Annotated in this window: 28 protein-coding genes and 1 pseudogene; 25 read left to right on the forward strand and 4 right to left on the reverse strand. The window is 35.6% G+C overall.

Annotated elements, in window-relative coordinates; translation table 11 throughout:
- Positions 1-99: 99 nt before the first annotated feature.
- Positions 100-1,131 (reverse strand): alpha/beta fold hydrolase, encoded by a 1,032-nt coding sequence (locus tag BW724_RS06075; protein WP_235848910.1) that lies wholly within the window; start codon positions 1,129-1,131, stop codon positions 100-102.
- Positions 1,121-1,663, reverse strand: coding sequence for a hypothetical protein (locus BW724_RS06080; RefSeq protein WP_088074378.1), 543 nt, complete (start codon positions 1,661-1,663; stop codon positions 1,121-1,123). Before BW724_RS06080 ends, BW724_RS06075 begins: the two co-directional genes overlap by 11 nt.
- 715 nt (positions 1,664-2,378) lie before the next feature.
- Between BW724_RS06080 and BW724_RS06085 the strand changes: the two genes are divergently transcribed.
- The 6 genes from BW724_RS06085 (at position 2,379) to BW724_RS06110 (ending at position 8,873) form a co-directional block, all read left to right on the forward strand.
- Entirely contained in the window at positions 2,379-4,310 is a 1,932-nt protein-coding gene (locus BW724_RS06085) for an endonuclease MutS2 (protein WP_088074379.1), read from the forward strand.
- Between the two features lie 437 nt (positions 4,311-4,747).
- Entirely contained in the window at positions 4,748-6,220 is a 1,473-nt protein-coding gene (locus BW724_RS06090) for an amidase family protein (RefSeq protein WP_088074380.1), read from the forward strand.
- Positions 6,221-6,368: 148 nt separating this feature from the next.
- Positions 6,369-6,821, forward strand: coding sequence for an NUDIX domain-containing protein (locus BW724_RS06095; RefSeq protein WP_088074381.1), 453 nt, complete (start codon positions 6,369-6,371; stop codon positions 6,819-6,821).
- A gap of 257 nt (positions 6,822-7,078) precedes the next feature.
- On the forward strand, positions 7,079-7,603 hold the full coding sequence (locus BW724_RS06100; protein ID WP_235848911.1) for a CBO0543 family protein: 525 nt from the start codon (positions 7,079-7,081) through the stop codon (positions 7,601-7,603).
- Between the two features lie 15 nt (positions 7,604-7,618).
- Complete coding sequence (locus BW724_RS06105) at positions 7,619-8,410, forward strand: hypothetical protein (protein ID WP_088074382.1); 792 nt, start codon at positions 7,619-7,621, stop codon at positions 8,408-8,410.
- Between the two features lies 1 nt (position 8,411).
- Complete coding sequence (locus BW724_RS06110) at positions 8,412-8,873, forward strand: inorganic phosphate transporter (RefSeq protein WP_088074383.1); 462 nt, start codon at positions 8,412-8,414, stop codon at positions 8,871-8,873.
- Positions 8,874-9,182: 309 nt separating this feature from the next.
- Here the strand turns inward: BW724_RS06110 and BW724_RS06115 are convergent, their stop codons facing one another.
- On the reverse strand, positions 9,183-10,793 hold the full coding sequence (locus BW724_RS06115) for a carboxylesterase family protein (RefSeq protein ID WP_088074384.1): 1,611 nt from the start codon (positions 10,791-10,793) through the stop codon (positions 9,183-9,185).
- A gap of 725 nt (positions 10,794-11,518) precedes the next feature.
- Here BW724_RS06115 and BW724_RS06120 point away from each other — a divergent pair.
- The 10 genes and pseudogenes from BW724_RS06120 to BW724_RS06175 all read left to right on the forward strand — a co-directional run bounded on the left by BW724_RS06120 (position 11,519) and on the right by BW724_RS06175 (position 18,088).
- Positions 11,519-12,151: a class I SAM-dependent methyltransferase gene (locus BW724_RS06120; RefSeq protein ID WP_088074385.1), complete on the forward strand. Its 633-nt coding sequence runs from the start codon at positions 11,519-11,521 to the stop codon at positions 12,149-12,151.
- 43 nt (positions 12,152-12,194) lie between these two features.
- A complete protein-coding gene (locus BW724_RS06125; protein ID WP_176371315.1) occupies positions 12,195-12,533 on the forward strand; it encodes a YrdB family protein in 339 nt (112 codons plus the stop codon).
- 241 nt (positions 12,534-12,774) lie between these two features.
- Positions 12,775-13,005 carry a hypothetical protein gene (locus BW724_RS06130; protein ID WP_088074387.1) on the forward strand — a complete coding sequence of 77 codons (231 nt, stop codon included), beginning with the start codon at positions 12,775-12,777 and terminating at the stop codon, positions 13,003-13,005.
- Positions 13,006-13,155: 150 nt separating this feature from the next.
- Positions 13,156-13,956, forward strand: a complete 801-nt coding sequence (locus BW724_RS06135; RefSeq protein ID WP_235849066.1) for a nucleotidyltransferase domain-containing protein — start codon at positions 13,156-13,158, stop codon at positions 13,954-13,956.
- A 431-nt stretch (positions 13,957-14,387) separates the two neighbouring features.
- Positions 14,388-15,165 (forward strand): annotated as a pseudogene (locus BW724_RS06145) (Cof-type HAD-IIB family hydrolase).
- Between the two features lie 150 nt (positions 15,166-15,315).
- Entirely contained in the window at positions 15,316-15,741 is a 426-nt protein-coding gene (locus BW724_RS06155) for a hypothetical protein (RefSeq protein ID WP_088074392.1), read from the forward strand.
- A gap of 81 nt (positions 15,742-15,822) precedes the next feature.
- Entirely contained in the window at positions 15,823-16,119 is a 297-nt protein-coding gene (locus tag BW724_RS06160; RefSeq protein ID WP_088074393.1) for a TIGR04104 family putative zinc finger protein, read from the forward strand.
- A 47-nt stretch (positions 16,120-16,166) separates the two neighbouring features.
- Positions 16,167-16,811, forward strand: a complete 645-nt coding sequence (locus BW724_RS06165) for a nucleotidyltransferase domain-containing protein (protein WP_088074394.1) — start codon at positions 16,167-16,169, stop codon at positions 16,809-16,811.
- Positions 16,812-16,943: 132 nt separating this feature from the next.
- On the forward strand, positions 16,944-17,495 hold the full coding sequence (locus tag BW724_RS06170; RefSeq protein WP_088074395.1) for a VanZ family protein: 552 nt from the start codon (positions 16,944-16,946) through the stop codon (positions 17,493-17,495).
- A gap of 122 nt (positions 17,496-17,617) precedes the next feature.
- A complete protein-coding gene (locus BW724_RS06175; protein WP_088074396.1) occupies positions 17,618-18,088 on the forward strand; it encodes a ligand-gated ion channel in 471 nt (156 codons plus the stop codon).
- A 219-nt stretch (positions 18,089-18,307) separates the two neighbouring features.
- On the opposite strand, the gene BW724_RS06180 is transcribed toward BW724_RS06175, so the two are convergent.
- Positions 18,308-18,868, reverse strand: a complete 561-nt coding sequence (locus tag BW724_RS06180; RefSeq protein WP_088074397.1) for a GNAT family N-acetyltransferase — start codon at positions 18,866-18,868, stop codon at positions 18,308-18,310.
- A gap of 225 nt (positions 18,869-19,093) precedes the next feature.
- Here BW724_RS06180 and BW724_RS06185 point away from each other — a divergent pair, with 225 nt between their 5' ends.
- From BW724_RS06185 to BW724_RS06220, 9 genes are all read left to right on the forward strand, one after another.
- A complete protein-coding gene (locus BW724_RS06185; RefSeq protein WP_088074398.1) occupies positions 19,094-19,525 on the forward strand; it encodes a GNAT family N-acetyltransferase in 432 nt (143 codons plus the stop codon).
- Positions 19,526-19,673: 148 nt separating this feature from the next.
- Positions 19,674-20,012 (forward strand): DUF3291 domain-containing protein, encoded by a 339-nt coding sequence (locus tag BW724_RS06190; RefSeq protein WP_088074399.1) that lies wholly within the window; start codon positions 19,674-19,676, stop codon positions 20,010-20,012.
- Positions 20,013-20,240: 228 nt separating this feature from the next.
- Positions 20,241-20,639 (forward strand): VOC family protein, encoded by a 399-nt coding sequence (locus tag BW724_RS06195; RefSeq protein WP_088074400.1) that lies wholly within the window; start codon positions 20,241-20,243, stop codon positions 20,637-20,639.
- A 137-nt stretch (positions 20,640-20,776) separates the two neighbouring features.
- The gene (locus BW724_RS06200; RefSeq protein ID WP_176371316.1) at positions 20,777-21,181 is read left to right on the forward strand and encodes a hypothetical protein; all 405 of its coding nucleotides are present in this window, start codon (positions 20,777-20,779) and stop codon (positions 21,179-21,181) included.
- 615 nt (positions 21,182-21,796) lie between these two features.
- Positions 21,797-22,303 carry a hypothetical protein gene (locus BW724_RS06205; RefSeq protein WP_088074402.1) on the forward strand — a complete coding sequence of 169 codons (507 nt, stop codon included), beginning with the start codon at positions 21,797-21,799 and terminating at the stop codon, positions 22,301-22,303.
- Positions 22,304-22,341: 38 nt separating this feature from the next.
- Complete coding sequence (locus BW724_RS06210) at positions 22,342-22,845, forward strand: GNAT family N-acetyltransferase (protein ID WP_088074403.1); 504 nt, start codon at positions 22,342-22,344, stop codon at positions 22,843-22,845.
- A 57-nt stretch (positions 22,846-22,902) separates the two neighbouring features.
- Complete coding sequence (locus BW724_RS24355; RefSeq protein WP_328588699.1) at positions 22,903-23,106, forward strand: hypothetical protein; 204 nt, start codon at positions 22,903-22,905, stop codon at positions 23,104-23,106.
- 2 nt (positions 23,107-23,108) lie between these two features.
- Positions 23,109-23,399, forward strand: a complete 291-nt coding sequence (locus BW724_RS24360; protein ID WP_328588700.1) for a GNAT family N-acetyltransferase — start codon at positions 23,109-23,111, stop codon at positions 23,397-23,399.
- A 144-nt stretch (positions 23,400-23,543) separates the two neighbouring features.
- Complete coding sequence (locus BW724_RS06220; RefSeq protein ID WP_417891431.1) at positions 23,544-23,981, forward strand: GNAT family N-acetyltransferase; 438 nt, start codon at positions 23,544-23,546, stop codon at positions 23,979-23,981.
- Positions 23,982-23,987 lie beyond the last annotated feature (6 nt).

The raw sequence follows: 23,987 nt of genomic DNA on the forward strand, positions 1-23,987 counted from the left end.
TTGTACTGTAGCGGAAGAGAAATGAAAAGAGGCGGCAGTATATACGGTGAGGGAAGAATCTCTTGTTCATACTGCCGCCTAGGAGGATTGATATGAAAGCTAGTTTATTGGTGAAGACCTTTCGTGGAGCCAGGTGATCAGAAATTGTGGAAGACTGCCCTTTACGGCAATTGTAACGTGACCGCCTCGGACTGTTTTGAACAGTTTGTCCTTACTGCTTGATTTCTCTATTAAGGGTTTGCTCATTTTAGGAGGAACTAATTCATCATCTAAAGCTGAGATGATGAGAAGGTTGGCGTGTATATTTGAAAGTTGTACTCTTTCACCTTCTATAAACAGCTGATCGTTGATTAATTTGTTATTAATATATAGGTCATAAATTATCTTTTTTAATACTGCCCCTGAGAAAGGGACATGATCATTTGACCAGTTGTTTATACTAGACCACTTTTTCACGTAAGTTTCATCGTCGGCACGTTTTAGTAGTGACAAGTAGGAGGAGGCTGTTACTGGTGCAGTAAATAGTTTCATGCATGACCTCACAGCACTTGTAGGGAAGAATTCATAGGCTTCAATAAATTCATCAACTTGCAACGTTTTATTTTGTAATGCTAGCTTCCACTCCTTCATGACAATACTATCTTCAAAATCTAATGGTGGAGCAAAAAGTACAACATTTTTCACTGGTTCTTCAGCAATAGCAGCATAAATTGTGGCTAATGTTCCACCTAAACAATAACCGAGAATGGTGATCTGGTCCGCTTTTGAGTGAAGTAAAGCTCTCCGAACCCCTTTTTGAATATGTTTCTTAATGTAATCATCAAGGGTGAGTTCTTTATCCTCATATCCTAGTACGCCAAAGTCTAGTAAATAAACATCATAGCCTTCTCTTGTAAAGGCATTTATCATACTCATTTCTTGAGAGAGATCGAGTATATACGGTTTATTTATTAGTGAGTAGATTAAGAACAAAGGGGTCTTATATTTCCTGTGTTTTGGCTGATAATGCCAGAGCGTAGATTTATTTTTTTTCCAAACGGGTTGTCTTTGTATTGTTTCTGTTTGATTCATGGTCTGAAAGGATCGTGGATGATTGTTTTTCAAGTGGTATTTCTTTGCCCTATCGCTCAATGTTATTCACCTTTCTGATGATTGATTTCGTCATGTCAGAAAGTTCAACCTCATGAAGATTAGCCGACTTTAGCATTGAATCCCTTTGGAGCTGTTTAAGGAGATCATTTAGTATCATTTGTTTTCTTTCCACTGATGTGGTGTTGCTAGTGGTACTATCTTGTGTAGCGTCTTCTGTTAGTTCATCCATTTCGGCTGTTTGATTTGGAACTTCAGGAGAATCTTGAAGTCTATCAGCAAGTATGGAGAATTTTTCTTCCAGTGAATCGATCTTTTCTTCTATCTGGATGTTTAATTTTGCTATATTGGCAACGTCATCTTTCGTTGGTAGGTTCAGGCGGAGAGCAATTATTTCACTGAAGTCTTTCATAAGTCTCATTCCTTGTGTTTGGTTTGACATCAATTTCTTCACAAGTGAGATCATTTTTTTGTCTTCTAAAATAGTATTCAATTTTTCTTTCATATTATTATCTAGTTCAAATTTTGGGAGGTTCATTGGATTCTTTAGACGAACCGATTTTTTTGCAGGCATCATTGTCACCCTTTCCTTTCTTCTTTGTGAAGGTTGTCTTGCTACAGTATATACTTTGTACAAGTTACAGTGATGAAAATGATTGTTTTGCCTTATCGGGGGACAATAGGGACGGGCAATGGGTCCACTCTTTTGTGGATGGTTGGGGGCGAATCATGCATAAGGAGTGGTTTATTATCAAACGGGAGAGTGTTAATGAAACAGTCCCCAATTGCCTGGAAAGGAAAATGGAGTATCATATTGACAACTTGATTTTGACTGAGTAAACTAAATGTGAAATAAGATATTTGTTGATCCTTATTGAAAAGTGGAACCGGCTAGCAGCTGGTGAAACTGGATTTTATTAAGAGGAGTATGTTTTATGAGTGCGAGTGTTCTTAACTAACCGTAGTTAAATACGGTCTTGAAATGCATGTGGAAAAATTAGCCTTTTTGGAGGCTTATTTCGTGTTGTTTCAAGATTTGTTAAGAACAAAAGCATCATAGCATATAAAGATACGATTTTGGCTATGGCATGTTTTGTCATAGCTTTTTTTTGGTCTTTTCAGGAGAAGTCTAATGTATTGGATTAGATTTGCACCATCCTGTTTTTGACTAATTAATAGGGGATCAACAAAATCCTTCAAATCTTTATGGCTGCAATGGCATTTGTTCATTGCGGCTTTTTGTGTATTCAAAAACCATTGACTAAATACTAAGGAGGATTATTAATCCAATGAAGAACCATACAATGAAGGTCCTGCAATACGATATGATTTTACAGGACGTTGCAAACCATGCCCTTACTAACCGTGGGAAAGAGACTATAAAACAATTAAGCCCGACAACAAATAAACAAATGATTGAAAGGTTGCTGAATGAAGTTACAGAGGCGGTAGGTGTATTAAATATTAGCGGAAGTGTTCCCATTCATAGTTTGGATGAGATAATTACTTACCTGGAACAGGCTAATAAAGGACTATTTTTGCGCCCAGATCAGTTAACCAGCATCATATCCTTTTTAGACCATTGTACTAAGCTAAAGCGATTTATGAAGGACAAAAGCTATGTAGCACCAACTATTAGCTTATACACGGAATCTATTGGAGAATTAAGTGACCTAGAGAGTGAAATTCAGCGATGTTTGAGGCATGGTAAAGTGGACGACTACGCCAGCCAGGAGTTAGCCCGTGTTCGAAAACAGATTAATATACTTGTAGGTCGATTGAAGGATAAGGCCAACCAAATGACCAAATCCAGGAAGTACAACCCGTATCTACAAGAACACCATATTTTTGAAAAAAATGGACATCTTGTTTTGGCAATAAAAAGGGAATTCCGCAATAAGGTAAATGGAACTGTAATTGAATCATCTGCGAGTGGTGCAACATTGTTTATAGAACCTAATGAGCTTAGTGAGCTCCAAGAGGAAATCCAGATGCTACGATATACAGAAGAGTATGAAGTGGAACAAGTTTTATATACGCTAACTGGAATGATCTTAGAAAAAGAAAGTGAGATTAAAGTTGCGGTGGACGTGATGCATCAATACGATGTTATTTTTGCAAAAGGGAAGTATAGCAGGCAGATTAACGGTTGTGCTCCAGAGTTAAATGAAGAGTATATGATCGATTTAAGGGAGGCTCGTCATCCAATGCTCGGGATGGAGGCTGTACCCCTAACACTTTGCTTTGGAGAGACAGACCGTGCACTAATTATTACTGGGCCTAATACAGGGGGAAAAACGGTCACATTAAAAACAATTGGGCTTCTCACGATGATGGCACAAACGGGTCTTCACATTCCAGCAGAAAAAGGGACAAATCTGCAAATTTTTCATCATATCTTTGTTGATATTGGGGATGGGCAAAGCATTGAACAGAATTTGAGTACGTTTAGCTCAAGGCTTGTAAATATTATTGAAATTCTTCAAGAAACAAATGAACAAAGTCTCGTTCTATTGGATGAACTTGGATCTGGAACGGATCCTGGGGAAGGGATGGGGCTGGCCATTGCGCTAATGGAACAGCTCTTCGAGAAGGGAGCAACCATGTTTGCTACAACTCACTACAGTGAAATGAAGGATTTTGCGAACGAGCGGGAAGGTTTCATGATTGGATCGATGGAATTCGATTTAGAAACATTGCGGCCAACTTATCGTCTTTTGTTGGGGGAGGGTGGTAAAAGTCAGGCTTTTGATATTGCATTAAAGCTTGGGCTTCATCCTAAGATTATTGAAAAAGCACATCAGATAACGTACAAACAGGATAAAAAGTTCGAGATTGAGCGTCCCGAGGTACTTAAGCAGTCCCGGTTTGAAAGGCAGATAGAAAGGAACAAGTATGCACGAAATGCTACAAAGAGCGTCATCAACAAGGTGGAGGATAAAGTAACGTTGTTTTCCCAAGGGGATAATGTCAGGCTTCCAGCAACGGGAGAGATGGGGATTGTCTACAAAGGACCTGATGAGATGGGGAATTATGTGGTGCAGGTCAAGGGGGAGAAACGGAAGGTAAATCATAAGCGTCTTTCGCTGTATGTCGCGGCTAGTCAGTTATACCCGGAAGATTATGATTTTGATATTGTGTTCAAATCCAAGGAGTACCGGAAGAAGAAGCATATGATGGATCGAAAGTTTGTAGAAGGACTTGTGATTGAGGAGGAATAAAGAGGAGTTAACAGGAAGCTATGTGTGATGTGGTGTAAACTTAAATGCTGAAATGCTGCCCCCTGTGAGGTAATTCCTACTCTACTTGGGGGCAGGTGCTTTTCTCAGTAAAAAACCCAGAAACTGAACCTGTACTGGTCCAATTAACGGGTTTACTTCAGAGGTGTAAACAAGCCATTCACAAGCAAAATCACATGTGATTTCACTGTGATTTGCTATGTGTATTCCATTGTGAAAAGGAAGGTTTTGTATATTTATGTTAAAATAAATGAAATGAATATATAGACTTTGTGAAGCAATGTACTTAAAGTAACGGGGGAGTTTACTAAATATGGTAATGTGAATAAACTATTATTAGGAGTAAGGTGGAAAAATGTATTAGGTATTATTACTTTAAAGGAAAGTACGTGTAGGTAAATAATTATATGGAGAGTATTATGTCTATAAATTTTGATGAATTTTTCAGAGACGAATTAACAATAAATGATATACAGGTTGCTATGGAGAATGAAGTAGTGACTACAAAAGAAATGGTTAAGTATTATTTACACAGGATTGCAAAGTATGACCAAGATGGTCCTAAAGTAAATTCTATACTGGAAATAAACCCTGATGCTATTTTCATAGCTGAAGCACTTGACTATGAAAGAAAGGTTTCGGGTGCTAGAGGACCTTTGCATGGTATTCCCGTATTTTTGAAAGACAATATCGAAACACATGATTCCATGCATACAAGTGCTGGCACTATTGCATTAGAAAATCATATTGCTAGCCAAGATGCGTTTCTTGTTGAAAGGCTGCGTGAAGCAGGTGCAGTCATTTTAGGAAAAACTAATATGACAGAATTAGCAAATGGAATGGCAAGTGAAATGTGGGCAGGTTATAGTTCAAGAGGTGGACAAGTTTTAAACCCGTATGGGGACCCTGACCTTTTTGTTGGTGGTTCTAGTTCAGGTTCGGCTGTTGCGGTTGCAACAAATTTCACTGTTATTTCTATTGGTACAGAGACTGATGCGTCTATACTTAGCCCGGCAATTCAAAATTCAGTAGTAGGTATTAAACCAACTGTTGGTTTAATAAGTCGTAGAGGAATTATTCCTTTTACTTATTCTCAAGATACGGCAGGACCGTTAGCAAGAACTGTAACAGATGCTACCTTGTTGTTAGAAGTTCTAACAGGTATTGATAAATGTGACCCAGCTACTTATAAACGTAAAGATATACCCCATCAAGAATATTCCAATTATTTAGATGCTGCGGGACTAAAAGGGGCAAGAATTGGAATTTTTATGGGTGCCTCAGAAGGCTTTCTTCAATCAGATGAGTACGATGATGGATTATATAAAAATGTCATTCAAACATTAAGTAATAAAGGTGCTATTCTCATAGAAGATGTTGATATTCCTTCTTTTAATAGAGAGTGGAGCTGGGGAGTATCTTTATACGAATTCAAACACAGTTTAGAAAACTATCTTTCACAGTTACCAGCGCAATTACCTGTTCATTCAATTACAGAGTTAATTAAGTTTAATAATGATATTGGAGATAGAGCATTAAAGTATGGACAGAATAAATTGGAGCTTAGAGCAGAGTTGCCGAATACATTAAGAAGTGCAGAATATTTGAACTCAAAGTTGGATGATTTGTATTTTTCTCAGGAACAGGGAATTGACTTTACTTTAAAAAAGTATAACCTTGATGCCATTCTTTTTCCTTCATATGTGGGTTCAACTATTTGTGCAAAAGCTGGATACCCAAGTATTGCAGTACCAGCTGGATATAAGAAAAATGGAAGACCTTTTGGAGTAACGTTTGCAGGGACAGCTTTCTCTGAAGGGGGTTTGATAAAAATAGCTTATGCGTATGAACAAGCTACTAATCATAGACGAACTCCAAAACTTAGAGTATAAAATCCCCCTCTAATTAAAGGAGGATTGATTTAGATTGTGAAAAAATACACTTAAACAAACGGAGGCGTCAGCATAAGATGCTGTCGCAACTCTTGTTCAAAAAACGGGAGCATGCTTTAAGTAAAATGAGACGGAGGGGGTTGTTTGTGTGACTGTCAATAATAATTTTACTAAAGTAACTGCATACATAACACGAATAAAAGAAGGAGAAATTCAATTACTTACAATGGTAGAGGAAGGTATGGAAGCGTATGGACATCAAGTTCCAGGTGGTACTTTGGAGTTAGGGGAAGAGTTAGAAGAATGCCTACTCAGAGAAGTTTATGAAGAAGCTGAACTCACCGAAGTAAAAATAAATACGTATCTTGGGGAACATAAATATTTTCTAGCCAAGAAAAATGCAGATATTACACGCCACTACTTTCATTTAACAATAGAAGATTGCGAGGATAGATTCACAGTTGTTGTTCGTAGTCAGGATGAAGATAATGGATGGATTTATCATTATAGATGGCTTAACTTAGATAACACAACCATCCCTAAACTCGGTGGCCATCTAGGATTGGGGCTAGAAAAATTGTATAAATCTATATTTAATTGAGTTAAAACTTCGTAATACTTTACACGTAACGGCGTGCAATACTTTAAGAAACTGCCAGGACTTTTATGGTGCTAACGGGGAGTTTACTTAAAGAACAGGAGCAGTCATCTTGGCTGCTCCTGTTCCTTTTATTTACCAGTAATGCAGTAATAAAACTTCAAGATTCTAGGGTGATAATGTGGAGTATTCTTGGAAAAGGTAATATGTATTATTTTTTGGTTAATAAGACATTCTAATACTGAAAGGTGGAATGTTTTGTGAAGGGAAAGCATTTTGGAGTAAGTTTTTTAATACTATCGATAATGATTGTTATTGGGGGTTTACCCATTATTCTTAGAAGGGGGCAAATAAGAGATTGGGCTTTAGTGTATTTATTTAATGCAGCTACGAACGTTTTTATTGACAAAATCGTTACAAAATATAAAGTAGTAAAATATCCAGTCCGTTTGCTTCCAAAAATTTTTAAAACAAATATTGCATTTGATTACTTTGTATATCCATTTATTACAATTTTGTATAATCAATTAACATATAAAGATAATTTATTGATGATTATTTACAAAGTTTTTTTAGTAGCATTTCCTATGTTACTTATCGAATTATGGGCAGAGAAAAAAACTTCTTTAATTAAGTGGGGGAAGGGTTGGAATTGGTACCACACTTATTTCAGTATTATAATAAAATCTCTTATTACAAGGTGGGTTATTAGAGAGATAAGAGAAATGGCAAAACGAGAGGATAAGGACCAGAAATATAATGAGAAGGTATCATTTGCACTTTAAATTGAGGGATTTCATATGAATAACTTTCAACCCACAAATAAAGAACGGAGATTCAAAGCCTATGTTAGTCCAATCGGTACAACACAACTGCATCTTCGAAATCCATACATCGTCGCTTGGTGGTCAGCTGCATTTCCTGGCTTTGGTCACCTTCTTTTATCAAAATATCTTAGGGGGTATGCCCTATTTCTTTGGGAAATTCTCGTTAATAACATGGCAAATATCAATCTTGCTATTGTTCATTCTTTTACTGGTAATATTGATATGGCAAAGGAAGTATTAGAACCCAGGTGGATGCTCCTCTATCTCCCCGTCTACTTTTTCGGGATATGGGATAGTTATCGCACTTCTGTTGATATGAACAAAGTGTTTATATTAGCAGAACGAGAAAATGCAGATTTTACCTCCTATACCATCGGTGCGTTGGAAATAAATTACCTAGACAAAAGAAGACCTATTATGGCAGTATTATGGTCACTCTTTACACCAGGGTTGGGGCAACTATATATTCATCGTGTTTTAACAGCAGCTTTCACTATGGCTTTTATGATTGCATTTGTGTACTTTTCAAATGTACTTGTTGCCATCCATTATCTTTTCATTGGAGAAATTGGACAAGCAACAGCAGCATTAGACCCTCAATGGTTTTTATTTATTCCTTCGCACTTCGGCTTTGCAGTTTATGATTCATATGTAAATACCGTTGAAAATAATAAACTGTATGAAAGTGAACAAAGGAAATTTCTAAGAAAAAAGTACCAGCACTATCGTGTAAAAATTCCTGTTAAAGTAGATGAGGTGAAATAATTTGCAAATTTTTTCAACGTTCGAACACTCATCGTATCTTGAATTAGCCATTACATCTTTAGAAAAAATCGGAGTAAAAAAAGAGCAGATTCTCGCAGTTCCACTTATAAACCGAGTAGAAGAAAGAAGATTGTTTGATACTCTCCATCGAGCAGATGGTATTAGCTTATTTGATAAGGGTGCTGCGATTGGAACTGCATTTTCTGTTATTGGAGCAAGTATTGGCTTTGTATTGGATTGGGGACCAATTTTTTGGGGGTTAATTGGTGGAGCAATTGGATTTCTTATAGGGTTTATAATCGATTACATCATTTTTAAAATAGTACATAAAAGAAAACGAGAAGCAAAAGGAAAGAAATCAGAAGTTGTATTAGTCATCGAGTGCCCAAGTGAACTTTTAGAGAAAGTAGAAGAGGTACTTTGGGAACACTTAGCATTAGGTGTTGCTAAAGTGGAGGGATAGTCTTTTGTTGTACAAACGGCGTGCGTTAGTACGATAAGCAAATATGAAAACAAAGGCACGAAGAACTTTCATGCCTTTTTAATCTGTGATGATACTGTGATTTCGGTTGTGAAAGTTGTGTGATTTATCTTGTGAATTTATCTGTGATTTGACGTTTTACACCTCGCAAAGAAAACCCAGAAACCGAACCTGTACTGGTCCGGTCTCTGGGTTTTACAATGGGCTTGCTAGATGTATCTTTGAGGTCACAATAAATATTGAACTGGTTATCGCAACCTTAGGTTATAACAGAAAGGCTTCTTCAAAAACTTAGCGGCTATGGTTTGCAAGCCATTCGAAGATAGTCTCGCCGTTTTCATCTTCTACAAGGTTGTTGTAAATATAGTTCCATGAGTCGTGCGCACCAAAATAATGTTCTCCGTCGAAAACAGGTCCCTCAGGATACATCTTCAGCTTGGCGTCAACTCCAGCGGCCACTAAGTTTTCATAAGAGGCAGGAAGGTTGTTGGCGGCTCCGTCCGATGTGTTACCAACTAGATACATAGGTATATCCTTGTCGGCTATTATCTCTGCCTGTGACGCACTGATGTTACCTGCTGCGGTGAGGATCGCTGCAGCGTAGTCGATCTTATTTTCGGTGGTAGACGTTATTAGCGGTGTTGTCATGGCAGTACCCATGGATAGTCCGCCAACATAAATTCTGTCGGTGTCCACATTATTTTCAGCCACAATTCTATTAATCAGTTCTTCCATATCATCTAGTCTATTTGCGCTCCACCCGTCAGTAGTTGATTGCGGTGCTAAAACATAGGCGCCGTCAAGTGCTTCTTGGAATTCCTCGTCTGCAAAGGAAAGTGCTCTATTGCCAATGAGGTTGCCACCAGGGTTATCACCATGATAACGCTCGCCTGTTCCATGGAACCAAATTAAAATAGGTCTTTTATTATCCTCGCTCGCATTTTCAGGTGAGTATAACGCGTATGTGCCACCACCAGGGGCATCTGAAATCTCAAATTGATCGAATAGAGGGTCATGCTTTGTTTCCCCCTGGACATAGGTCGCATATGCTATTCCTGGGATTTCCTTTTCCTGCGTAATGTCTAGTTCAATGTCCGCATAGGCAATGAATGTAGCCCATGGTGTATCGCCTGCAGTGTACCACGCTGCGCGAGTAGCAGGAACGTCGTATCGATCAGCGTTGCTTCCGCTTGGCTCAGTTCTAGTATTCCATTCAATATCGAATTTCACATAGTTACCCTTCTCAACCCTATTCCCATCTGCATCTGTAACATAGGCGTCAACAATATTCCACTTTGCCCAGCCATCTCCAAGTGCGTAACTCTCTTTTTCAGGATCCCAACCGAAATTTCCAAAGCTGCCCTGAACATCTCCGTTATGTTCGGTTACTCTAGCTTTTGCGAAGAAGGTGTCTTTATCTACGGATTCGGCGGTCAACGTAACGCCCATATCAATTAGCGCGCCGGAGAAGTAATATCCAGGGTTATTCGCAGTTCTCAACACGTCGAAGGAAATTGGACCTTCGTACAAAGCAGGAACAACAACCGTGGTGTTAAGCTCTTGGCCATTTACCTTTGTCAGTGTAAATACTACAGCTTGTTCCTCATTGGTCTGTTTAATGTTGATATCGAGCGCGCCTGCTCTCTGTTTGTTGTTCTCTACAGTGTACGGAGTGACCATGACTTCGCCCTCATTACCTGACCAGGACACATCGACTGAATTATTTCCGTTCCCGTTCCAGCCGACATTGATTTCTCCGCTATACCAGCCGTCTACTGCTTCAAAAGATCCTGCCTCAAAGACGTTTACGTTATTGCTGACAGAAATGTTTAATGCCATTGCCGGTACTGCTAAGCCAAAGGTTATGACCAACGCCATTGCAATAGTTAAGTATTTTTTCATAGTGAATCCCTCCCTAAATAAAATTTTTGCAGCCCCTTTTATTCTGAGGCTGAGATTCCTCAGTTACAGTTTTGTACTGAGGCGCAACATAGTTATGTGCCTTGATACAGGTGAGGTCCTTCATTATATGTCCCTTCAAAGACCACCTCCTTTCAGATGAGAGATCAATGAAACTATTACATTTTGAGGCTAACTAACAATCGAAACGCAGTTAGTGTTAGTAAAGCTCCCTCCTTCCATCAATTTGTAAGACTATAAGCTTATGAAAGGGCTTACATTCTGTTTTAAAAAAATTGTACGTACCTATCGCTTGAATTTAAAGTAATTATATCAACTGAAAATACAAGTTGAATACTGGACTAACTATGGATTTTTAGAGTAGTCTGAAAGTTATGATTTCGCGCTCTTTTACGTACAGGGTGGCAGATTTAATTATTCATAGTTCATTGCAACTACAAAACAACCAAAATATCACAGCGGAGTATTTAAAAATAAAGTATGATGTTCAATTTAATAGTGTTGTTTTTAAACGGAAGGAATTACTCTTGTGGATGTGGAATTAACTTTAATATATAGACAAAATTTTCCTAATTGGAGAGTATCTTGCCAAACAAGTAGTTGGGGGATATAGCCATGGTCTTATAGATAACTTAAGGGGAAAACTTCATTCGTCATATATGGGGAAATTGTACACGTGCGTTTTAAGCGTACTGGGAGGGAAAGTAATGGGAAAAGAAAAGCTAATTAAAAAGTATGATAATCAGGTAAAGATGTACGAAAGACATCGAAGAAATAAAGTGCTTGCTGACTGGAGAAATAAACTGATTAAACATGCGTCTGGAAGAGTACTGGAGGTTGGTGTCGGTGTTGGTGCCAATTTTCCTTACTATGATAGAGAACAAGTTGAGGTAACTGGTGTTGACTTCAGCCCTAATATGATTAAGAGTGCAAAGGAAGCTGCTTCCTTTTATCAAGTAAAAGCAAAGTTTATAGAAGAAGATGTTGAAGACTTGATATTTGAAGATAACTCTTTTGATACCATTGTTTCTACCCTTTCCCTCTGTAGCTATCCAAATCCCATTGCCATATTAAATCAATTTAATCGTTGGTGCCGAAAAGATGGTCTCGTATTGCTTATGGAACACGGACTCAGTTCCAATCGATTACTTTCTGTTACGCAAAAAATAATTGATCCCCTATACTCAAAGATTTCTGGGTGTCATTGTGATAGAGATGTAAGTATGATTTTGGATAAATCAAATCTTCAAGTGGTACATATAGAACGCTACCGGTCAGATATTTTCTATCTCATTCGAGCAAAGCCGAGCGGGACAAAGACGGGACATAGGGACAGGTAAGGTGTCCGAGTGATTTTTTATGATAAGGGAGGGGGGGAGAAATGTGGACCTATTAAAGCATCTAAATATCGGAATTCGTTTTCTATTAGAAATAATTGTTTTATTAGCATTTGTTAATTGGGGATTCACCATTGGTAAGAGTCTCATAATGAAACTGTTAGTAGGACTAGGATTTCCCTTATTCATAATCTTCATTTGGGGAATGTTCGGGTCTCCAGCTGCCCCTCACCAATTATCAGGTATATATCGACTGATACTAGAGGTTTCTATTTACGCATTAGCGTTTATGGCTATTTACTTTTCAGGCCATAGTAGGTTAGCTTGGTTGTTTTTGTGTGTTGTCTTAATAAATACTAGTTTCATGCATGTTTGGAAACAGTAGTACGGACATAGGGACAGGTAAGGTGTCCCAGTGATTTTTATCAATGGTGCCGGTATCAATAGGGACGGTTCTGATTTGCGTTCGTGATATCAATTTTATTGGAAATGTGTGTTATGATTATAGGGGTTTAATTATCTGATTTTTCTGTAAAAATCTAATGGGGATTCTACGACAAGATTGATTAAAATTTACTGGCACAAGAAAAATAGAACAACATTTAAGTTAAAAGGTGGTAGAAAAATTGGACTTATTGCTTTGGTTAACTATTGGTTTCATAATAATCGGATTTGTTGCTCTCATCTCTAAGAAAAAAAGTATGGAAAGTAAGGTTGATTTTATAAAAGCAAATATAGAATGCGAAGAAAGTTCAACTATAGCTAGATCCGTAGCTTGGTGGGTATGGTGTACGACCGTTTGGGCAATAGTAGGTATTTTTCTTGTTGTTTGGTGTTTTCATAATTACTTTGGATAACTGTTGGTTTCAAATGTATTTAAACACACGGAAAGCGTTATTTGAATGAAATTAACTTACTCTATTTGAACAGGGGAGAATCGTTCAAAAAGAAATAGCATTTCAAACCAGAGAAATGCTGGAATGACAGGATAAGGAAGTGATAAATTGGTGATTTTAAAAGCTGGATATGGTCTCGACCCTAATGGATTTATTGTAAGTGATGTTAGTGAAGATAAAATCGATGATGTCTATGTTCCTTGCATTAGACAATCTGTCGACAGTCTTAGAAAATTGTTTCCAAAAAAATTACACAGTGTTTATGTGTACGGTAGCGTAGCCAGAGGTGAAGCCATAGCTTTAAAATCAGATTTAGACCTAATTGCTCTGTTTGATGGCAAACTGAGTGCGGCTAATATGACTGAATTAAAGAACCAGGCTGGGGAAATGTCACAAAAGTATCGTTCTCTGGTTCGTGATGTTGGTATTGCTGTTGCATATTATGAATATATAGTAGACCCCTCAAATTACTACGAAAATGCATTTCTAAAGGAACTCTGTGTTTGTGTGTACGGAGAGGATTTAGGGGAACGATTTGGTCCTTACAAACTTACATCAGAAATAGCCGTTCGATTCAATGGAGATATTTGTGAGAGTCTTACTCGAACGTTAAATAAGTTAAAATCTGCTTCAAACGAGGATGTGAAAAAAATCTCACAAAGCTTTGCTCGTAAACTCATTCGAACATTCTATTCAATGGTGATGGTGCGTTCTCAGGTATGGTCGACACGACTTCACGAGCAATCAGAAGTCTTTATCTACCATTTTCCAGATAAAAAATCTATTATACTTACCCTGCTAGAGTGGATAGAGGAACCACCAACTGACCGTGAGACTGTATATGAATTGTTTAAAAAAGAGGGGGAATGGGCTTGTGTGAACTTTGCACATGAAGCAAATATTTCTTATTGAGATAACGGGAAGCGTTACTAAGATAGGGTTTACGACTTCATATGAGTAACTGAAAGTATAATAGATCAAGAACCTAAATATTATGGAGGTAAAATTGATGAACTTTATACTATCGAATGCGAATAGAATACTCATCATAACGATAAGTATTTTGCTAATTCTTTCGATTATATCGTTGGTAAAGGAACAATCTATTTGGAATATGGTATCTGTAATTATGCTAAGTATATCGTGGATTAGCTTTTTGCTATTTATTCTTATAGCACCAAAAAAGCTGAAAACCAGTAACTTAATATTTAACTAACGGTTGCGAATGCTGAAGAGAGCCTTCGCTTATTTTCGTTATAGGGCAGAAGAGTGCAACAAGAAGTCTTTTTATCTGGTAAACTAAAATAAATACAATAATTTGGAAAAGGGTGATGAGTTGAAATATAAATTGTTTAGCTTTAGACCTTGATGGCACATTATTAGATAGTAAAGGGAAATTTCCACCAAAACACATTGAAGGATTAAAGAAAGCCCAAGATGCTGGTGTTATTTTAGTTATAGCTACAGGTAGATATTTCATGCAAACAGAATGGATTATGAAGGAATTAGGATTTGAAGGGATATTAGTTTCTAATGATGGTGCGGTTACACTTAAATCAAATACAAAAGAGATTATCCACGAGTTTTCTTATTCTATTGAAGATATAGAACCTTTTATTTCTTTTTGTAGAAAAAATGATATTCATTTTTCTGTGTGTACGGCATTTGACTACTATGTAGAAATAATGGATAAACATCAATATGAAAATCATAAAAAATACGAAATTATTCATACTTTTCATGAAGATGTAATGCAATTAAAAGACAGAGTTATGAAGTTTACGGTTCAAGATGAGAAAAGAAAAGGTGGTTGGCAAAACATTGAAGTACCACCGTATTTAAAGAAAAAAGCAGATGGTGATTTTTTTAAAGAAATTGTTCATTCGGAATCAAGTAAAACAAGTGGGTTAATTAAAGTCCTTGAAATATTAAATAGATAAATCACAAATGATAGCTATTGGTGATTTTTATAATGATTTAGATATGCTTGAATATGCTGGATTAGGAATAGCAATGGGGAATGCACCAGAAGATGTTAAAAAGAAAGCAGACGTAGTAACATCATCTAACGACGAAAATGGTGTTTATCACGCAATTGAAAAATATATTTTAAGTTCCTAAGAAAATTATTATTCAAACGGGAGCGTTTGTAAAATTGTGAGTTGCAACGTTGTAGCTCTTTTTTTGTACCCAGTTCCACTGGAAACATCCCATTTTTTTATTAAACTATCGAGTTGATTTGCAAAAAAATGATAGATGGAGGAATGATGAATGGACGTACTTAGACAAAGGATTTTGCAAGCATTGTGTTTAACAGACGATTTTTACAATCATATAAATGACGGTTATTTAAGATTAAGAATATCAGACGTACCCTCAAATACAATTGGAGAACAAGCATATTGTATTATTGGAGCAAGAGAAAGCTACTTAAGTGCTTTGAAAATTGGCCAATGGGATGGGTTCAATTGTAGTCTAAAAGATAGTAATAATAAAACTTTAATAATTAGTAAATTGGAAGAAACTCATACAAACATAGAGATATTTTTACAACATGTTAGCATTGATGAAATTAACAGTAATTTACTATTTGATTTATTAGAACATGAAGTTCAACATCATGGTCAGTTAATACGCTATGCCTATGCTAATAAAATTAAGTTTCCAAAAAGCTGGAATACTCGTTATACCGTTTAGTTTATTTGTTCAACAAACGGAAGAGTTTAATAAGAAATTTTATTATTTGGAAATTCGGTTATTTTAGAGGGGGTGTTATTTATGCAGAAATGTGGCAAATGCGATACATCATTTAGTTGGAAAAAAATTATTAAATCATTTTTCTGGAGTTCTGATAAACCATTTCATTGTGATAACTGTGAAATGCAACATCGGATAAGTATAATAGGGAGATTCGCTTTTGTAGCTCTAACACTTGGACCTTTTATGGGATTTAGTGTGTTCCTTGCGCCATTCGATAACAGTTTTTTAAATTTGCTTGTAGGATTTTTAATTATGCAAATAGGCTTTATGATGACACCTTTTTTTGTGAAATATGAAGCAAATATGAGAGATTAAGTTGAGTTTACGGAGAGGATTCTTGAATAAGAAATTGAGGTGAAGTTATGGGAAATAATATGGAGGTTTGGAAACCTCTTACTGTAAATGAAGTAAAAGAATTATTTAATAAAATTCCTATCAACTGGTGGATTGCTGGAGGCTGGGCACTAGACATTTATTTAGGGAGAAAAACCAGAGAACATGATGATATAGACATTGTTATTTTAAGGGAAGACTACTTGATTCTACAAAGATATTTATATAATAACTGGGAAATGTATATTGCAACTAAAGGACAGTTAATTAAATGGGAAAAGGATGACAACTTAGACAGTCAATATGATAATATTTGGATTAAAAAGAAAGGTTCTTCAACATGGGATTTCCAAGTAATGCTTTTAGATACAGAAGATAATGTATGGTTGTATAAACGGAAAAATACTGTTAGAAAAACAATAAAAGATATTGGATATAAATCTTCTATGGGAGTTCCTTATTTAAGACCAGAGATTCAATTACTTTATAAAGGTGGTAGTTCACTGTTAAGGGATAAAGATAGTATTGATTTAGAAAACGTGATTCCAAAACTTAAGATGGACGATTTAAAGTGGTTAAGGGACTCTCTAGCTGAACAATTCCCAAATGGGCACCGATGGATTACATATCTTAATAGAATGATTATCAGTAAGAAGACATCAAAAACATTATAAAACCAATTTTTTCACTAACGGGTAGCGAAACAAGCTGGTGCTGCTGTTGTGGTGCTAACGGGGAGGATTCTTTAATAAGCGATGTTGTGTTATGCTTTTTAAGGACTAACTATTATAGAGGAGATTTGGATTATGATAGACCAACAGTTTTTTCACGGTTATGCAACTTTAATTCTTATTATTTATGTAATCTACGACCTCATTCGTAATAGAAAGAAGGAACGTTCGCTACTACGGCGGTTTGTATTTTACAGCTTTATTTATTACATGATTAACGTAATAAAATTAACATTACTTCCCATAATGTTTATACCATTTACAGTTTCAGTTCAATTAGTTCCCTTTTATTTTGTTATTGATTCACTTAATAGTGGCTATATCGCGACGGCTTATTTGCAAAATATCATATTACTCTTACCCCTAGGAGTGTATTTACCTTTATTATTTCAACGTTTACGTAATCTGAAATTAACAATTTTTGTAGCATTTTTAACAAGCACTTCAATAGAGACTATACAATTAATAAAAGGTTTAACTATTGGTTCACATAGAACTTTTAACGTAGATGACATTATATTAAATACATTTGGAGCTATATTAGGCTATTTTATTTTCAAAATAATATTTGTTATTTTAAAGAAGTTTAACCTTTCTAGTTTAGACAAGTTTGATGTTAGAACATAGGGAATTATTATTCAAGTAACTGAGTGCGATAGATTTATAGTCTGTTGCCGCCAATTGTGATGCTGCTGGGGAGTTTAGTTTAGAAGTAACATTATAAAAAAATAGAAAGAGGTGAGGTGTTAATGAAACGACTATTCCTTTTGTTATTATTTTCAATTCTTTTCACAGGTTGTCAAAGCAATGAAACACTGTCCTGGGGTGAAACTTATACAACTGAGAATTTAAAAATCACCCCAATAGACCTTCAGGTGATTACTGACAGTGAGTTTCTCACCGAATATGGACAAGAAGTCGTGGTGGATATTGAACTAAAGAACACATCCGATACAGATTTAACTATAGACAGAGGTTTTTACTACAACTCGTTAGGTGTGTTACATACAGAAGAAATGGATGGAGAAAAAGAAATTATCAGCAGAATGGATTTGGAAGCATTCCCATTTGATGTGTATACATGTGAGCTTGAGGAAGGACAATCAGTTGAAACTCAATTAATAATGATCACTGGTCTTGGCGAAGTTTTAGAATTAGTATTTGACGGAGATGGCGGTCTGGAAAAGGATAATTATGAAGTAAGCTGGCAGCTAAACTAATATGTTACTGTACTAACGGGTGTAATAGTACAACAAGAAATAACTACGTTTCTGTGGTAAATGAGGTCATTTGTATTACAAAAAAAGGACAGGTAAAGCAGTTGCAGCCATTAATGCTTTTCTATCCTTTTTGTTTCAACCTTTATAATGGTGACATTTTATGAAAAAACTACAAAACAATTTTTTTAGTAATCCACTTGACGTTTAGTAAAATAATAGCTACCTGATTTTTGAATAAATACAAGTATTTCTAAGCTCGTTACCATCTACAGAAACATCATCATGTTCTAAAATAACATCAAGTGTAAACCCTAATCTTTCTGCTACAGCACGACTTTTGATATTCTTTTCATCACAACATATCTCTACACGTCTTGCTTTTAGTTCTTCAAAGGCAAATTCTGCAATACGTCCTGCTGCTTCCGTGATATACCCTTTCCCACTTTGACGAGTATCAATCCAGTAGCCAATTTCAAATTTAGGAACATCCCAATCTATTCTATGTAAACCGGAAGATGCAATATAGTCTCCTGTTTCTTTATGAAAAACTAGTAGTCTTAAATCCTCTCGAGTTAAAAATTTTGCATGTGCCTCGCGAATATTCTGCTCGACTTCTTCTTCAGTTTGCTCTTTTTGGGCAAATGGCATCCATGGTTTTAGTTCCTTCATCGAAGCTATCATTGCTTCATACACTACCTTCCCATCACCTGGTCTCGGCATGCGGATGATTAATCTCTCTGTATAAAACTCGGTTGGAAAATCTAATAAAATCGGCTTCACATCCTTCATCCTCCCTCTAGATATTAAAGAGTATTCTATCATCAAATACTCATAATTGCTTCAGTTTTATAAAAATTATGCAAAGATAACCTAGGGCGGTTCCAGAAAGTGATAGCACAAGAAGTGTAGTTACTGTTGTATCAATACGGGAAGCATTATTTGAAGAAGGAATGTCATTTTGCTTCGTAGAATAAAGTAAAGAATCATTGCAATGGAGGGGAACAGATGGATATTAGAGAAGCTAAAATAAATGATGTTCCTGATTTGGTGTTATTAATGGAACAACTTGGTTATCCAACCTCGGTTGATAATTTTAAAAATAGGTTTAATACTATTGTAGCCAATCCAGGCTATCATACATTAGTAGCTGAATTGGATGGAAAAATCGTAGGAATGGCAGGATTATGTTCAAGTTTGTTTTATGAATACGATGGTTCTTATGTAAGAATTGTAGCATTTATTGTGGACACTAATCATCGTAGAAAAGGGATAGGTAAAAAACTATTACAAGAGGCAGAAAGTTGGGCTAAAGAACAAGGCGCTATGGCGATCGGATTAAATAGTGGGAACCGAGAAGAAAGAAAAAATGCACATCAGTTCTATCTTAAAATGGGTTATAAGATAAAAGGTATTGGATTTTCAAAGAGCGTTGTTTAAGTAAGGGTTGTGATGTTGCACAGCCTTCGCTTTCGATATGGTGCTAACGGGGAGATAAGTGGAAGTAATAAACATATACTAAAAGGATTTGCTTACCTATATATGGAATATTACTATCATAGTTTTTATGAGAAAGGAAGAATACGTTATGTTTATTTCAGTTACTAGGTTGCATTTAAAAGGTAAGCGAAAGTTACATAGCTTTTTTATTCATACATTTAAATCAATTATTCAGTTAAAAAAAGCAGAAGGATTAAAATTTTCTTCTTTTAACAAAGAAGGGTGGGACACATACTGGACTCTGACAGTATGGGAAAGCAAGGAACATATGAAGGACTTTCGAAATAATGGAAATCATTTAAAAGCAATGAAAATATCACGAAATATTGCAGATAAATTAGAATTAATTAATTGGGAAGCAAAAACTATTCCAACTTGGAATGAATGTAAAGACAGATTACATCAGAAGTTTGGCAGAATTGAGTGAAGTTCAATTTTCTTAAACGCATGGGTGTCCCACTTTAAGGTACCATAGCCTGTTCTTAATTGGACTAACGAAGCACACTGTGAAAATTTGTACTTAAAGTAACGGAGAGCGAGAGCTTAATAATCTGTTGCTTCAATTGTGATTCTGAACGGGGAGGAAAATTCAATAAAGAGGTTTAATATCCTTTATTGAAAAAGAAAGAAAATACATATATTGGAGGAGATATTAGTGTTTTTTGAAATGACTACACAAGTTCGTGTATCTAATATTGAAGAAGGGCATAAGTGGTATGAAACATTATTAAATAAAAAAGCAGATTTCCTTCCACATGACGGCTTTGTGGAGTGGGAACTTATACCTGGTTGTTGGTTACAGGTAGCAGAAGGTAATTTAACAGAGGGAAATGGCCCCTTACGATTAGGTGTAACAAACATTGAAGCAGAGAGAGAAAGACTTATTAAAGAACTAACTATTGATAGTTTTGAAATACATTTAAGACCAGAAGTACCCGTTAAATGGGGGACATTTACTGACCCTTGGGGAAATCGTCTTGGATTTTTTGAATACTTAGATAAGACCGAAGAACAAGAGCGAGTAAAAACTATTCTAGGAAAAGATGAAGTTTAATTTAATTGTGCTAGGTAGCGATAGCATAATAATCTGTTGCACAATTGTGATTCTAACGAGGAGATTAGTTAAAAAAAGGAAAACAAATACCTATGCCGAATTAACAATAAATTAGATTAAAAGGAGAGGTTTTAATTATGCTCCAATTACAAAATCGCTTATATGAATTTACCAAAATACATGATGAATTTATCAGTGACTGGAACCATGCAATGAGTTCAGGTGATACCTCCTCACTAGATAGAATGACAGAAGATTATTATGTAGCCTTTTTTAATAGTGGAAATGAAAAACCTACTATTTTTACCAAACAAGAGGCATTAAGTGGTATGGAACAATCGGTTAGACAACTTATAGGTGCCAAGAAGAGGTTTGAAAATAGAGTTATTCGACTAAGGAATACAGAAAGTGCTGTAGTGTTTTATGAACTATTGATTGTAAAAGATGAGGATGTATTAGCAAGGTTATTTACCATTGAAAATTGGAGATTAATTAACGAAAAATGGATGATTATAAGGGAAACAGAAGAACCTATTAGTTAATTTTTTTGTTCAAGAGCGTTAGATTAATAAACTTAGGCTTAATTAATGTTACTCTATCCCACCTAGTATGTAAAACAACAGACAATGGGCATTTAATGCTTACTACAATTTAGAATGCTTATTGACTAACACCTTATGTTGGTCTTTTTTTATAGCTATAGTAGTGTCATCAACGCAACGTATACAAGTTACATAGATAAGAGGTTTGGGGAAGATTGGAAAGTTAAAATCGGACCATTTGATCGGGTATCAGTAAAGGCCAAATTTGCGGACCTATAAACCATTTTATTGGAAAAGTGTGTTAAGGTTATAGTGGGTTTAATTGTCTGAGTTTTCCGCAAATATTTCTAACGAGGAGTTTTGCTCAATAAGAATTTACAAAAAGAGTGTTTATTTACCGTTAAATATAATTTTTGGTGGTTGAGAGGATTTAGTTGCATTAGGAAAAAATGTGAATGGAATTTTTATTATGTGAAGGGGGCTATACATTTTATTTTAGTTATTTACTAGACTTCGAGTAACTGGAAGGCGTTAGTTGAATATTCGTTGCTCCTATTTCGCACAATAGGATAGGTTTCTTGAACAAATTTTTTTCTATCATTCGGAGGTATCATATTGAGTAAAAAAACGAAAACAATTTTCAGAATTTCTATAGTATTAAATATACTATTCGTTGGTATAGTAGCTGGGGGATTTTTCAAAATGAACCATGTAACGGAGCGTGTACTTATATATAATGTTGCTGGAAATTTATTGACATTATACGTTTTAATCACTGAACAAACAGAGAATAATTGGACAAACCCAGGTTTAGTCACAATGAAAATGGAAGATTTGGCAATGGGAGTTTCGTTAAGTGGTAATGTAGGTGCAGAGTCCAAAATTCTTTCAAAGGAAGAACTGAATACGTTAATGGATTTACAGGTTTATTTAGGAGGAAGATTCAACCTGTTTGTGAAGGATTTACCTGAGCGTTATAGCGACATATCTGAGAAAGAAAAAGAAGAGTATGAGAAAATAGCGAAAATCCTTTCAGATATTTTTGAGGATGATACTAATGAGGATATCAGTACAGACTCTGTTATGAAGCTAGTTGAAGATTTGGTAGAGAATCTTGATTGACTGTGATTGAATTAAGAGAGGTTTCGGGGGGAATGCATGTGTTTGAAATTAGATATTTAGCAGAAAATGAAAAGGACTTTTTATTAAAAATGCTATACGAATCCATTCACATAGAGAAGGAAAAAAAGCCTTCAATTAACCAACTTCTTAATACTTATGAATTGAAAAAATATCACAAAAACTGGGGTAGAGAAGGAGATGTAGCGTTTATTGCAGTTGATAATAGTGAAGTTCCAGTAGGTGCAGTATGGCATAGGTTATTTAACGATGAGGAACGTGGGTACGGATATGTGAATGACAATACACCAGAGTTAGGGATTGCTGTTAGTAAAGAAGTAAGAGGAAAAGGCCTTGGAACTAAACTAATGAATAAAATTATTGAAGATTCAATAAAAAATGGCTATCACTCTTTATCACTAAGTGTAGATGTTGATAATACTAATGCCATTCATTTATATCACAAGTTTGGTTTTGCAGAGGTTAATAGAAAAGGAAACTCAATTACTATGCTTCTAAAAAATCGGTTAGATGTGATTGAATGAACTGATTCTTATCAATTCTAAGGGGGATTTAGAATAATTAGAGAAGGGAGATTAAATGTGGAAATTAAAATACTTGAACCAAAAGATGCAGTAATTTATAGAGAAGTAAGATTAGCGGCATTAAAAGCAAATCCTGAAGCATTTAGTTCCAGTTATGAAGAGGAAAAGGAATATACTCTTGAAAACTTTGAAAAACGATTGAAATATAACCATTTCTTTACATTTGGAGCTTTTGTTGAAAACAAACTGCAGGGGTTGTAACTTTGATTTTAGAAACAAAATCAAAGACGAACCATAGAGCAAACATTGTTGCTATGTATGTTTATCCAGAATATCGTAAATCTGGGATTGGAAGAAAGTTAATGACTGCGGCTATCACAAAGGCTAAAGAATTAAAAAATGTTGAACAAATTTATTTAACAGTAACCTCAGGTAATGAGCCCGCTAAAAATTTATATTATTCATTTGGCTTTAAAACCTATGGGATTGATAAAAACGGATTAAAAGTTAAAGGTACATACTTCGACGATGAACTAATGGTTTTAATAATATAATTCTTACAAAAACAAACGGGCAAGTCTGAATCGTCTCTATTTGCACCACGAGATACTAAAGGAACTTAAAAGGATAAATGAGAAACTTGATAAGTTAGAGAATCATGAGGAGGTATTTGATTGGAAACGGAAATCAAGTTTAGAATGGCTACCGAAAATGATTTAGATAGTATTGTTGCAATGCTTGCTGATGACGTTTTAGGAAGTGAGCGTGAGCGTTATGAAAATCCACTTCCTCTTAGTTATATAAAAGCATTTAAGGCTATAACATCTGATCCTAATAATGAGCTAATAGTAGCTTATGCAGGAAATGAAGTTGTTGGAGTACAACAAATTACTTTTACCCCTTATATAACACATCAAGGTGGGTGGAGAGCGACTATCGAAGGAGTAAGAACGTCAACTTCAGTAAGGGGAAAGGGTGTAGGAACGGAACTTATAAAGTGGGCAATTCAACGTGCAGAAGAACGTGGGTGTCATTTAGTGCAATTGACAACTGACAAAAAAAGAACAGATGCATTAAGGTTTTATGAACGGTTAGGCTTTAAAGCCACGCATGAAGGTTTAAAGCTGAAACTATAATAATTT

This window comes from Litchfieldia alkalitelluris (assembly GCF_002153425.1).
Taxonomy (GTDB): domain Bacteria; phylum Bacillota; class Bacilli; order Bacillales; family Salisediminibacteriaceae; genus Evansella; species Evansella alkalicola.